This window comes from Blautia sp. aa_0143, from assembly GCF_004167315.1.
GTDB classification, from domain to species: Bacteria; Bacillota; Clostridia; order Lachnospirales; family Lachnospiraceae; genus Blautia_A; species Blautia_A fusiformis.
Map to the genome: position 1 here is coordinate 44,365 of NZ_RCXU01000006.1, position 12,349 is coordinate 56,713.

12 protein-coding genes and 1 pseudogene are annotated in these 12,349 nt (G+C 44.0%); 8 read left to right on the top strand and 5 right to left on the bottom strand.

What is annotated here, in order from left to right:
• Positions 1-44: 44 nt before the first annotated feature.
• The 4 genes from EAI83_RS04055 (at position 45) to EAI83_RS04065 (ending at position 2,882) form a co-directional block, all read left to right on the top strand.
• Complete coding sequence (locus tag EAI83_RS04055; RefSeq protein ID WP_008704153.1) at positions 45-464, top strand: RNA polymerase sigma factor; 420 nt, start codon at positions 45-47, stop codon at positions 462-464.
• Between the two features lies 1 nt (position 465).
• On the top strand, positions 466-705 hold the full coding sequence (locus EAI83_RS04060; protein ID WP_006857574.1) for a helix-turn-helix domain-containing protein: 240 nt from the start codon (positions 466-468) through the stop codon (positions 703-705).
• A 383-nt stretch (positions 706-1,088) separates the two neighbouring features.
• Positions 1,089-1,232 (top strand): hypothetical protein, encoded by a 144-nt coding sequence (locus tag EAI83_RS17175; protein WP_006857573.1) that lies wholly within the window; start codon positions 1,089-1,091, stop codon positions 1,230-1,232.
• Positions 1,233-1,313: 81 nt separating this feature from the next.
• Positions 1,314-2,882 (top strand): recombinase family protein, encoded by a 1,569-nt coding sequence (locus EAI83_RS04065; RefSeq protein ID WP_117605852.1) that lies wholly within the window; start codon positions 1,314-1,316, stop codon positions 2,880-2,882.
• An 83-nt stretch (positions 2,883-2,965) separates the two neighbouring features.
• On the opposite strand, the pseudogene EAI83_RS04070 reads toward EAI83_RS04065, so the two are convergent.
• From EAI83_RS04070 to EAI83_RS04080, 3 genes and pseudogenes are all read right to left on the bottom strand, one after another.
• Positions 2,966-3,373 (bottom strand): annotated as a pseudogene (locus EAI83_RS04070) (manganese catalase family protein); the annotation flags it as partial.
• 3 nt (positions 3,374-3,376) lie between these two features.
• A complete protein-coding gene (locus tag EAI83_RS04075; protein ID WP_110103245.1) occupies positions 3,377-3,655 on the bottom strand; it encodes a spore coat protein CotJB in 279 nt (92 codons plus the stop codon).
• Positions 3,655-3,900 carry a spore coat associated protein CotJA gene (locus EAI83_RS04080; protein WP_015527159.1) on the bottom strand — a complete coding sequence of 82 codons (246 nt, stop codon included), beginning with the start codon at positions 3,898-3,900 and terminating at the stop codon, positions 3,655-3,657. The genes EAI83_RS04075 and EAI83_RS04080 overlap by 1 nt, the downstream gene beginning before the upstream one ends.
• A 244-nt stretch (positions 3,901-4,144) precedes the next feature.
• Between EAI83_RS04080 and trkA the strand changes: the two genes are divergently transcribed.
• Both trkA and EAI83_RS04090 read left to right on the top strand, forming a co-directional pair.
• Positions 4,145-5,503: a Trk system potassium transporter TrkA gene (gene trkA / locus EAI83_RS04085; RefSeq protein WP_022426054.1), complete on the top strand. Its 1,359-nt coding sequence runs from the start codon at positions 4,145-4,147 to the stop codon at positions 5,501-5,503.
• A gap of 12 nt (positions 5,504-5,515) precedes the next feature.
• Positions 5,516-6,955 (top strand): TrkH family potassium uptake protein, encoded by a 1,440-nt coding sequence (locus tag EAI83_RS04090; protein WP_021651380.1) that lies wholly within the window; start codon positions 5,516-5,518, stop codon positions 6,953-6,955.
• 182 nt (positions 6,956-7,137) lie between these two features.
• On the opposite strand, the gene EAI83_RS04095 is transcribed toward EAI83_RS04090, so the two are convergent.
• Positions 7,138-8,073, bottom strand: coding sequence for a radical SAM protein (locus EAI83_RS04095; RefSeq protein WP_243113442.1), 936 nt, complete (start codon positions 8,071-8,073; stop codon positions 7,138-7,140).
• Positions 8,074-8,309: 236 nt separating this feature from the next.
• Between EAI83_RS04095 and EAI83_RS04100 the strand changes: the two genes are divergently transcribed.
• Together EAI83_RS04100 and EAI83_RS04105 are read left to right on the top strand one after the other, a co-directional pair.
• Positions 8,310-9,011, top strand: coding sequence for a response regulator transcription factor (locus EAI83_RS04100; RefSeq protein ID WP_118369013.1), 702 nt, complete (start codon positions 8,310-8,312; stop codon positions 9,009-9,011).
• 42 nt (positions 9,012-9,053) lie between these two features.
• Entirely contained in the window at positions 9,054-11,738 is a 2,685-nt protein-coding gene (locus tag EAI83_RS04105; protein ID WP_129974652.1) for a sensor histidine kinase, read from the top strand.
• Positions 11,739-11,824: 86 nt separating this feature from the next.
• Here the strand turns inward: EAI83_RS04105 and EAI83_RS04110 are convergent, their stop codons facing one another.
• Positions 11,825-12,319: a deoxycytidylate deaminase gene (locus EAI83_RS04110; protein ID WP_015527165.1), complete on the bottom strand. Its 495-nt coding sequence runs from the start codon at positions 12,317-12,319 to the stop codon at positions 11,825-11,827.
• Positions 12,320-12,349: the final 30 nt, after the last annotated feature.

Here is a 12,349-nt window from a genome sequence, read left to right on the forward strand (position 1 = left end):
AGCCTTTTCGCTTTAGCAACTTCGACTTGAAAGGAGGTGAGATTATGAAACCTTCTTCATTTGAGAACGCTATAAGACTTCAATTTGACTGTCTGGCTCGTAAGGTGATTGGCAGAACTGTAAAGAACTACAACAAAGAACTTGCCAGACGTGCAAAGCATGAAATATCTTTCTGTGAAATACCAGAGCTGGAATTAAACCAGTTGGGTGTATCGGACGAATACTCGCTTGAATTTACTTCCTTTGATGTGTTCGGTACAGAAGTTCGTGTCTATGATGAGAAATTATGTGAAGCAATCAAAAAATTAAGTGAAAGACGACGCAATGTTGTGTTGATGTTCTACTTTCTGGAATTACCAGACGCAGAAATCGCAGAGATTTTGGATATTTCCAGAAACTCTGTTTATAGAAACAGAATGTGTTCACTAAAGCTCATTAGAGATATGTACGAGGAGGAATTATAACATGATGAAGTCTACAAAAAAGTGTCCTCTATTCTCCACAATCAGTTTAGCTGCTGATGGCGACGAAGTGGCAATAGAGAAAATTTTAAATCACTATGACGCTTACATATCAAAAGCAAGTTTACGCCCGTTCTATGATGAACACGGAAATATGTATATTGTGGTCGATATGGAACTGAAAGGCAGAATTAGAGCTGCCCTTATTAAAGCAATTCTAGGTTTTGAAGTCAGAGTGAAATAAGCGAATATATACGGAGTGTGATACCACCTCATTCCAGCTCCGTTTTACAAGTGTTCTTTGAAAATTGAATAAAGTAATCAGATACGTTTGATATGCGGTGAGCCGACGGACTGGAACGCCATGACCCATGAAAAGGAGGGATAAAGAAGCGAGCGACCACGCCAGTGATCCGTAAGCGACTGTTGGAAAAGTTGCTGCCATGACCCGTATATCAGAATAATGATACACTCGCATGGTGCGGTTCACCCATCAGAATGGGAATGGTGAAATTCCAGTGGAGCTTTCCAAAGCCATCTGATTACTTCTTACTTTATAGACAAATTCTTTCATAATGTACAAGCATTTTTGCATACTTTGTAAATATATTGTAGTGAGGTGGTTCAATGGCAAATGACGCAAAGGTAGTTTGCAAGAATGTTTTTAAAAATTGTGATAAAGCGGCGTTTACAAAAGCATTTACTCTAAAATGGATAGAGTTGATAAATCAATATGAAAAAAATAAAGGAAGGGCAACTCCTGCCAGATGATAGACAAACTATCCTACAAGATGTTATAATAACATTATGTAGAGATAGTTTGTTTCGTCTTCTCAAAAAGGAGAACGAAGCATGATAGAATCAAAATCAAGAGTTGCTATTTATTGCCGCTTATCAGAGGAAGATAGAAACAAACAATCAGAAACAGACGACAGTAACAGTATTCAGAATCAAAAGTCAATGTTACTTCAATACTCATTAGAGCATGGTTGGGAAGTCTACAACATATACAGTGATGATGATTACACTGGTTCTGACAGACGACGACCAGAGTTTAACAGGTTGTTGGAGGACGCAAAGAATCGTAAATTTGATATTGTCCTTTGTAAGACACAATCCAGATTTACCAGAGAACTAGAATTAGTGGAAAAATATATCCACGGTCTTTTTCCTATTTGGGGTATTCGCTTCATCAGCATTGTTGATAATGCAGATACCGCTAATAAAGGAAATAAGAAATCAAGACAGATTAACGGTCTGGTGAATGAGTGGTACTTGGAGGATATGTCAGAGAACATTAAAAGCGTTCTCACTGACAGAAGAAAGAACGGACACCATATCGGTGCTTTTGCTCTGTATGGTTACAAAAAAGACCCTGACGTAAAAGGGCATTTGATTATTGATGAAGAAGCTGCGGAAGTTGTCAGAGAAGTTTTTACACTGTTTTCACAGGGATATGGAAAGACCGCCATTGCCCGTATGCTGAATGACAGAGGAATACCAAACCCTACGGAATACAAACGACTTCATGGTTTGCGTTACAAGCAGCCTAAAACGAAAAACAGTACCCTATGGAAATATTTTGCCATATCAGATATGTTGGTGAATGAAATCTATATCGGGAATATGGTTCAAGGGAAATATGGCAGCGTTTCTTATAAGACAAAGCAAAACAAACCCAGACCCAAAGACGAGTGGTACAGAGTTGAGGGTACACATGAGCCGATTATTGACCGTGAGTTATGGGATAGGGTTCAAGCATTGGTAGCTCAAAAGGCAAAACCTTTCACAGTTGGCACAATCGGTTTATTTGCCAGAAAAGCTCGCTGTATGAATTGTGGTTATACAATGCGTTCGTCAAAGAATCATGGTAAGCATTATTTACAATGTTCTAACCGCCATGTAGCAAAGGACGCTTGTATAGGTTCTTTCATTTCAGTAGACAAATTAGAAAAAGCTGTGATTGATGAACTTAATAAGTTATCCGCAGAATATCTTGACAAAGATGAGCTTGAACAAAATGTGCAATTCAACAATGACTTGCGAGGTCAAAAAGAAGCTCTGGAAACGGAGATTGCTGCTTATCAAAAAAAGATTGCGGAATATACAAAAGGAATCCGAGAATTATATTTAGATAAGGTAAAGGGTATTCTTTCCGAACTTGATTACTTGGATTTATCCAAAGACTTCTCAACACAAAAAGAAAGGCTCGAAAAACTGGTGATTGATACGCAGAAACAGCTTGATGTTATTGAAAGAAAAATGCTGATTGGCGACAACAGACGACAGTTAATCGAGCAATATACAAATCTTGAACACTTAGACAGGGAAACGGTTGAAAAGCTGATTGATTATGTATTGGTTGGCAAAAAAGACCCTGTAACTAAGGAAGTACCTATTGAAATACATTGGAATTTCTAGGGTTCTCATATCTGGCAGCTAGTATGCCAGATTATCGGGAACTTTCTTTTAAAACCTCAATGTTGTCTTTATACAATCGCACCCTCTGCTGCCAGATCTTCAAACAGATCCGTGATCGGATCACCCTTACTCTGGAATTCGCAGGCATTAAAGGGCACTCCACCTGCAGCCTGCGGCCAGATTCCCACCGTGTGGTCAATATAATACGGCCCAAGTCCGCTGTTCTCGATTTCTTCCATAGAAAGATCCTTTGTCAGCTGATGGACAATGGTGGACACGATTTCCAAATGTGCCAGTTCTTCTGTTCCCACATCATTGAGCACTGCCGCGACCATCCGGTTCGGTGCGGTAAAACGCTGGGAAAGATACCGCATGGAAGCTCCTATTTCTCCGTCCGGCCCGCCATACTGGCTGGATATAAACTGTGCCAGCTTTGCGTTAGACGTCTTGATATTTACAGGATACTGGAGTCTTTTTTCATAATTCCACATACCTTATCTGCACCCTCCTTCCTGTTCCCATGGAAACGGCTGTTCCATCCACTGCCATGACTTAAGATTGCTGTCGTTTCCGGTATCAATGGTCAGCGGTCCATAAAATTTTGCATATTTTTCCAGGAGCTCATTTCTTCTGGCTGAAAGCTCACTGTAATATTCAAGAGCTCTTTTTTCTTTTGGATGCGTATCCAGAAAAAGGAGAAGATCGTCAATGGCAAAGCTTACCTGGTCAATAAACTGCAGCAGTTCTTTTTTGGAAGTACAATTTCCGGACATCATCGACTTCCTCCTCTCCTGCCGCAGAACGGCTTGCAAAGCTCAGGAAAGATAGTTCCGACCTGAAGAGCTTTTTTCAACTCAAAGGTAGGCGCAAATTCCTGGTATGGCACATACGCCATTGCAGGAACCTGTTTTGCCATATCAGAAAATGATCGATCCGTCCGGCCTGCCATCCCGCTATTCATCCCACAGGTATACTGATATGGCCGGCAGCCCGAACGATTCATCTGAAATCGGTCCATAATCGAAATCCTTTCATTCATGATCACGCTATATTTTATGACGGTTTTTTAAACTTGTGAAAACAGGAATGTTCACTTTCCTTCACATATATCTATCTTTCTGCCATTTTTTTCTATATATACAGGAAAATATTACTGTTTAAAAATCAGATATACAGTGCTATAATATCCTTGCCTATCTTTACACGGATGGGCGCTTTTACTTATGATTTGTAGCCCTGACCGGCTATTGAAGGAGGAAATTATGCAGGTAATTATTGTAGGCTGCGGAAAAGTCGGTAGAAATCTTGCAGAGCAGCTTCAGGCAGAGGATATTGATATCACTCTTGTCGACGTTATTGCCGACAAGATCAATGATCTCTGCGAAAATATCGACGCTATGGGAATCGTCGGTAATGGTGCCAGCATCAATACTTTAATGGAGGCAGGTGTTGATACTGCAGATATCCTGATCGCAGTTACCGCTTCTGACGAGCTGAACCTTCTCTGCTGTCTGATCGCGCAGAAGGCCAACCACTGCCAGACTATCGCCCGCGTCCGTAACCCCATTTATGAAAAAGAAATCGGATTCATCAAAGAACGTCTTGGTGTTACCATGATCATTAACCCGGAGTTTGCCGCTGCCCAGGAAATTTCACGGCTTCTCCGTTTTCCATCTGCGATCAAGATTGACACCTTTGCACGTGGTCGTGTAGAACTTCTCAAGTTTAAAGTTCTCCCGGAATTCAAGCTGGACGGAATGAGCGTTTCCCAGATCTCAGATGCTTTCCGAAGTGATATTCTGGTCTGCGCGATCGAGAGCCGTGACAATGTATCCATTCCTGGTGGTGATCACATTATACACGACGGAGATATGGTTTCCATTCTGGCCTCTCCGCTTAATGCAGCGGCATTTTTCCGTAAGATCGGTCTCAAGACCAATCAGGTCAAAAACTGTATCATCGTAGGTGGCGGAACCATTTCCTATTATCTTGCCCATGCACTTCTGGATATGAAGATCAGTGTCAAGATCATCGAGCAGAACAAAAACCGCTGTGAGCACTTAAGCGAACTGCTTCCAGATGCGACTATCATCAATGGTGACGGAACGAACCGTTCTCTTCTGCTAGAAGAAGGACTTTCCGAGTCCGAATCCTTTGTCACTCTGACAAATCTGGATGAGGAGAATGTATTTCTTGCTCTCTTTGCCAAAAGCATCTCCGATGCCAAGCTGGTTGCCAAGGTCAACCGTCTGGAATTTGATGATGTCATCGACTCCCTGGATATCGGAAGTGTCATCTACCCGAAAAATATCACTGCTGATTATATCCTGCAGTATGTCCGTGCCACTCAGAACAGCATCGGCAGCAACGTAGAAACCCTTTATCATATTCTGGATGGCAATGCAGAAGCACTGGAATTTGCGATCCGTGAGGAATCTGCCGTAACTTATATCCCTCTTGCAGAGCTGAATCTCCGCAAGAATCTTCTGGTGGGATGCCTGAACCGCAACGGCCGCATCCGCATTCCCCGTGGTCAGGATATGATCCAGGTGGGAGATACCGTGATCATCGTAACCACTCACAAGGGGCTTCGCGACATCACAGATATACTTGAAAAATAGAGGTACTGCCAAATGAATTATTCGATTATTATTTATATCCTGGGATGGATCATGAATGTGGAGGCTGTCTGTATGCTGGTTCCCGGCATCACTGCCCTTATCTACCGCGAAAAATCCGGTATTGCCTTCCTGATCACGATTCTGGCATGTCTGGCCATCGGTGTTCCACTGGTCAGCCGCAAACCGTCCAAGAAAGCGTTTTACGCCCGTGAAGGCCTTGTGACTACTGCTTTAAGCTGGATCGTCCTCAGTATTGTCGGTGCTGTGCCGTTTGTGCTCAGCGGGGCTATCCCGAATCCCATTGATGCTTTTTTTGAGATTGTTTCCGGTTTCACTACAACCGGTTCCAGTATTCTCTCCGATCCATCACAGATGCCTTACAGCATCAATATCTGGAGATGTTTTTCCCACTGGATCGGTGGTATGGGTGTTCTGGTATTTATCCTGACACTGCTTCCGCTTGCAGGTGGCTATCATATGAACCTTATGAAGGCAGAAAGCCCCGGTCCTTCCGTAGGAAAGCTTCTTCCAAAAGTCCAGTCAACTGCCAAGATCCTGTACAAGATCTACATTGCACTCACTGTTGCACTGATCATCCTCCTGCTTCTTGGGGGGATGCCTCTTTACGACAGTCTCTGTGCAGCATTTGGAACTGCCGGAACCGGTGGGTTCGGAATCAAATCCGACAGTATGGGAAGCTACAGCTTATATATTCAGATCGTCATCACCATCTTTATGATCCTGTTTGGCGTAAACTTCAATGTCTATTTTCTTCTTCTCACCAGGAAGTTTTCTCAAGCATTGAAATCTGAAGAGGTCCGCTGCTACTTCTTTGTGATCATCGCTTCTGCCCTGATGATCACATTCAATGTCCGACATCTGTTTGACAATGTGTGGGAAGCACTTCAACAAGCATTTTTCCAGGTTGGTTCTATTATCACCACCACCGGTTATGCCACTACGGATTTTAACCAGTGGCCTGCGGTATCCAGAACGATCCTGGTACTGCTTACCTTCTGTGGTGCCTGTGCCGGCAGTACAGGCGGCGGAATCAAGATTTCCCGTCTTCTGCTTCTTGCAAAATCCGTCCGCAAGGAACTGCATCTTTATCTGCATCCCAATGCAGTAAAAAAGATCAAAATGGACGGAAAAGCGGTGTCTCACGAAGTTATGCGTGCCACCAATATTTATATGATCGTTTATCTGATGATCGTGGCTACATCTATCTTTATCATCAGTTTTGATGAATTTGATCTTGTAACAAATTTCACAGCCGTAGTCACCACTTTAAACAATGTGGGTCCCGGTCTTTCCCTGATCGGTCCTACCGGAAACTTCGGGATCTTTTCTCCGCTGTCCAAGCTGGTCCTTTCTTTCGATATGCTGGCCGGCCGACTGGAGCTATTTCCGATCCTGATCCTTTTCCTTCGTGAAACCTGGAAGAAATTCTGATAAATATTCGTCATATTTTGCTATGTTTGTGGCATAAATTGTTCTTTTCACATTTATTTCAAATGTTAGACACACTTTCTTCACATTTTTACTGTATATTATAAGTCATAGAAGGTGATGAACTTTCTATAATATTTTTCTTTTTCATACGCGCCGGTACGAAAGTACCGGCCTCCTTCCATTTATGGAGTATTTTTTTCCACTCCCTCATAATCGAAATCCGGAATAAAGCTTTCTGAAGCAGTTTCTCCTTCCTGGATAAATCCATTCTGAATCCCCATATCCACAGCAGCATCCAGAACTTTTTCATACTCTCTTTTTGTAACTTTCCGGTTTAATTCCTTAAATTCCACAAATTTTCTCACCGGCGTATACTGATTCATAATACTGATATAAATATCTTCCCCATAGGTTTCATGAAGATACCTCAAAGCCTTTATGGAATTTCCTGTATGTCCCGGCAGGATCAGATGACGGACAATGGTTCCTTTCCGGATGTATCCATCCTCTCCAAACTCACATTTCCCGGTCTGACGCACCATCTCTCCAATTGCAGCCTTTGCAGCCTGCACATAATCCGGCGCATTAGAAAATTTCTGTGCAAGCTCCGGATCCAGATATTTCAGATCCGGAAGATAAATGTCCACATATCCTTCCAGAAGCTTCAAGGTTTCTGTTTTTTCATACCCGCTGGAATTATACACCACCGGAATATCCAGACCCTTCCTCCGGGCCATATCCAGTGCCTCTATGATCTGTGGTACATAGTGTGCACCTGTTACCAGATTGATGTTTGCAGCTCCTTTTTCCTTCAGTTCCAGAAAAATCTCTCCAAGCCGTTCCACACTTACAGCCCGTCCCCTGCTCCCGATGGCAATATCATGATTCTGGCAGAAACAGCAGCGCAGCCCACACCCGGAAAAGAACACTGTCCCGGAGCCTTTTGTTCCGGAGATACAGGGTTCCTCCCACATATGAAGTGCAGCCCTTGCCAGATAAATTCTCTCATCCATGCCACAGAAGCCTTTTTTCCCTGCCCCCCGGTCTGCCAGGCATTCTCTTGGACAAAGAGCACAAGCTGACATAATTTCTTCCGTACAGTGCGCGCTCCCTGCCATACTGCTGATTTTATTTTCATTCTCCACTTTCACTTTTCTCCTGATCTTTCTTCCACTATCGTTATTTTCTGTTATCTAGTACTAGTTTAGCACATCACGTCTGCTGCCAACAAGGCTTTCTCTGTTTACACTATATCCTTAATATAGTACAATGGATTTCATGGAATCTTAAGAATTTACCCCTTTCGTCTTAATTTCCGGCTGCTATTCTAATAACATCAGGGAGGTACAAAAAAGTGGCTAACATACTTGTTTGCGATGACGACAAAGACATCGTGGAAGCTATCGAAATCTATCTTACGCAGGAAGGCTATCACATTCTGAAAGCCTATGACGGACAGGAAGCACTGGATATCCTGAACAGCGAAACTGTAGATCTGCTGATCATCGATGTGATGATGCCCCGTCTCGACGGGATCCGGGCAACAGTCAAGATCCGGGAAAGCAATCCTCTGCCCATCATCATCCTGTCCGCAAAATCTGAAGACACGGACAAAATCCTTGGCCTTAACATCGGTGCAGATGACTATATCACCAAACCTTTCAATCCTCTGGAGCTGATCGCCAGGGTAAAATCCCAGCTGCGCCGGTACACACAGCTTGGCTCCGCTGCACCGGCAGCATCGGAACACATCTACACAACCGGAGGTCTTACGGTAAACGATGACAAAAAAGAGGTGCTGGTAGATGGAGAAGCGGTACGGATGACGCCCATCGAATATAATATCCTGCTTCTTCTCATGAAAAATCCCGGACGTGTTTTTTCCACCACACAGATCTACGAGAGCATCTGGAATGAAGATGCTCTGGCCGCGGATAACACGGTAGCCGTCCACGTCCGTCACATTCGCGAAAAGATTGAGATCAACCCCAGGGATCCCCGCTATCTGAAAGTTGTCTGGGGCCTGGGTTATAAAATCGAAAAACTGAGCCGGTGAGCCAGCCGGCCATGAAGTATCTGTACTTCAGAAAGGGGTATTATGAATAAAAATAAACATACGGAAAAAAAACGTTCATTTATGCGCATTCCTGCTCTTGTCCTTGCCCTTATCCTGCCTCTGATCATGGTCTTTTCAGCGGCACTGGTGATCCAGGCAGGTATCCGGATGGACTCTGCAGAAGATCTTAAAACAAAGGATTATTTCCAGACCTCTGCTTTTGCTGACAGCTTTTACTCAAAAGCTTCCACGATCCTGTCCGGAATCTCAGCCAGAGAAATCCTAGATAAAACAAACGAAGATGCATACATTGATCTCGGAGAGCTTTATAACGGAGATTCTCTCTCCTTCAAAAACACCTCCGGACTAGCCTATTCCTTCAATGATCTTAAGGAATGGAGCTCACAGAGTATCCATTCCAATGATGACTGGATCGTCCTGGGCCTTACCACCCCGGAGGGTGAAACAAAATATATGTACTATTCCGATTTCAAAAAAGCTCTGGAAGACGGAACCCTGCAGCTAAATGCCAACTCCGGTGCCCTGAAATACGAGGGAATTTCCCAGAAAGACTGGACTGAGAGGATTCTTTCCGCTCTGAGCGCCGAATATGCAGACGGCGGCATCCAGTCACAGGAACCTTTGAAAAACATCACAGACAAAAACGGAAACGTGGTTTACACAGATGTGGCAGATATGCTCACTCCGATCCTTGATATCCCCTGTGCACCGGAAGGTTACGACAGCCTCCTGGATTACATGAATTCCACCTCATCCAAAACCAGGAATTTCAAGGGGAACCTGAACGATGCCTTTGAGCAGCTGGATAATGCCCGGGATCTTTTTTCCAGCTGGACAGAAGCTGCTCAGACACTGGATGAGTACAGCAGTGATAATTCCAATATCCATTATGCCTATACGGATAACACCTCACAGAAAATCTTCACAAATACAGATGCAGCCTATACTTCCGACCTGACTGATATTTCCGGTTTTTCAGCCAAAAAGCCTTACGTGTTCCTAAGTGTCAACGAAGCTGCCACAGATGAGAAAAATGCCCGGAATGGTCTTATGAATCTGAATCTTTCTGCTGCTGCAAACCCTTCTGTAGGAAACTGGATCGATCTCCTTCGAAATTCCACATACGATGAAAACTGCAGTTTTCTTGCCTGGATCGATGATACCAGCCTTCCTGTACAGGATTCCATTAAAACTGACAGACAGCATTTCCTGACTTACCGTACTTTATTTATCCCAGCTGCTGTGATCACCATGATCAGTTTTCTGCTCTTTATCATAGATTTTATCTGGCTTACTGTCCACACCGGAAGAAGAAATTCCGATAGCGGTAATACAGACACGGCTCAGCCAGAACTGAACTTTTTTGACAGGATCTATACGGAAGTAGCAGCCGGACTCGTATGTATCCCGGCACTTGGTGTATTGACCGCAGGACTGAGCATGCAAGCTTCCACCTATAACCTTGTCTCCTCCCTGATCATCCTGGGTATCACGATTTTCCTGATCACGTGCCTGTTCTGGATCGGCTATTTAAGCCTGATCCGCAGGATCAAAGCTCGCACCCTGTGGAAAAACAGCCTGCTTCGCAAATGTCTGAAGCTTCCCCGTCTGTGTCTTTGCAAAGCCGGTAAACTGATCGATTTTTTCTCTAGGAATACCATCAGCAGAATCCGCATGGTAGTGGGACTTGGCGTATTTCTGTTCCTTGAATTTTTCTTCAGTGCCCTGCTCGCGGCATCTGATGGATGGTTCCTGATGTTTTTGCTTCTATTCCTTCTGGATCTGGGTGCGCTTTTCTGCGTCTACAAAATTGCTCTTGGACGGGAACTCCTCCTTGATGGCCTGAAACGGATCACCGATGGAGAGCTCACTTACAAGATCCCGGAAAAGGAACTCCGTGGTGATCAGAAAGCAATGGCACAGTATATCAACCGCATTGGTGACGGGCTGGACGCTGCCGTGGAAAAAAGCCTCAAAGATGAGCGTATGAAAACCGAATTGATCACCAATGTCTCCCATGATCTGAAAACGCCACTGACTTCCATCATCAATTACATTGATCTACTGAAAAGGCTGAACCTCAAAGATCCGGAAGCACTGAAATATCTTGAGATCCTGGACTCAAAGGCACATCGTCTGAAAAGTCTGACCGAAGATGTAGTGGAAGCTTCCAAAGCCAGTACCGGAAATCTTTCTCTGGAAATGACGGAACTGAACTTTGTGGAAATGCTTTACCAGGTGATGGGTGAATTCGAAGAACGGATGAAAAGCAGACATCTGACCCTGATGACACATCTGCCTGATTTTCCTGCCATGATCTATGCCGATGGCAGACGGATGTGGCGTATCCTTGAAAATCTTTTCGGCAATATTCTGAAATATGCCATGGAGAACACAAGAGTCTATGCAGAAGTTCTTCTGGAAAAAGATCAAGTCATCTTTACCCTGAAAAATATTTCCGCACAACCTCTGAACATTCCGGCTGAAGAACTGACCGAACGTTTCATCCGCGGCGATGTTGCCAGAAATACAGAAGGCAGCGGACTTGGATTATCCATCGCACAGAGCCTTACCCAGCTTCAAGGTGGCACCTTTAAACTTTATCTGGACGGTGACCTTTTCAAAGTCTGCTTAAGTTTTCCACAGAAGATCTCTCCCACAGCCTTATCCGCACCGGAAGATCCTCATTCCGAAGCACATTCTTAACCATTCATAAAAAACAGCAGCGGAAGCCCTGATGATATGATGGATCAGGAGCCAGGCTGCTGTTTTTCTCTTATTTTTGTTCTCTTTTACACTTTAATGGTGATCTCACGGTCTGTCCGATTATATTTATAATACCGGACTCCGGCTGCATCCAGCATTTTTTTGGATGCGATCACCGACGGAGTATCTGCATATTTATCACAGTCGTATACGATAGTCCTGATCCCTGCCTGGATAATAGCCTTGGCACATTCGTTGCAGGGAAACAGGGACACATAAAGCTTGGCACCTTCCAGACTTCCTCCCCGGTAGTTCAGGATGGCATTGAGCTCACTGTGTGTCACATAAAGATATTTGGTATCCAGCGGATCTCCTTCTCTTCCCCAGGGAAACTCATCATCGGAGCATCCCTTTGGAAATCCATTGTACCCCATTGACAGGATCTTGTTATCTTCACTTACGATACAGGCACCAACCTGTGAATGCGGGTCCTTGGAACGCATGCCGGAAAGCATGGCAACACCCATAAAATACTCATCCCAAGAAAGATATCCCTGTCGTTTCTGTCCTTTTTTATCCATACAGAATCCTCTTTTTCTATTGGTTTCTTA

Bases quoted from the DNA above. Each gene is read 5' to 3' on its own strand.
- EAI83_RS04105 (WP_129974652.1), top strand. From the start codon at position 9,054: ATGAATAAAAATAAACATACGGAAAAAAAACGTTCATTTATGCGCATT.
- trkA (WP_022426054.1), top strand. From the start codon at position 4,145: ATGCAGGTAATTATTGTAGGCTGCGGAAAAGTCGGTAGAAATCTTGCA.
- EAI83_RS04065 (WP_117605852.1), top strand. From the start codon at position 1,314: ATGATAGAATCAAAATCAAGAGTTGCTATTTATTGCCGCTTATCAGAG.
- EAI83_RS04090 (WP_021651380.1), top strand. From the start codon at position 5,516: ATGAATTATTCGATTATTATTTATATCCTGGGATGGATCATGAATGTG.
- EAI83_RS04055 (WP_008704153.1), top strand. From the start codon at position 45: ATGAAACCTTCTTCATTTGAGAACGCTATAAGACTTCAATTTGACTGT.
- EAI83_RS04060 (WP_006857574.1), top strand. From the start codon at position 466: ATGATGAAGTCTACAAAAAAGTGTCCTCTATTCTCCACAATCAGTTTA.
- EAI83_RS04080 (WP_015527159.1), bottom strand. From the start codon at position 3,900: ATGGACCGATTTCAGATGAATCGTTCGGGCTGCCGGCCATATCAGTAT.
- EAI83_RS04110 (WP_015527165.1), bottom strand. From the start codon at position 12,319: ATGGATAAAAAAGGACAGAAACGACAGGGATATCTTTCTTGGGATGAG.
- EAI83_RS04095 (WP_243113442.1), bottom strand. From the start codon at position 8,073: ATGGCAGGGAGCGCGCACTGTACGGAAGAAATTATGTCAGCTTGTGCT.
- EAI83_RS04075 (WP_110103245.1), bottom strand. From the start codon at position 3,655: ATGTCCGGAAATTGTACTTCCAAAAAAGAACTGCTGCAGTTTATTGAC.
- EAI83_RS17175 (WP_006857573.1), top strand. From the start codon at position 1,089: ATGGCAAATGACGCAAAGGTAGTTTGCAAGAATGTTTTTAAAAATTGT.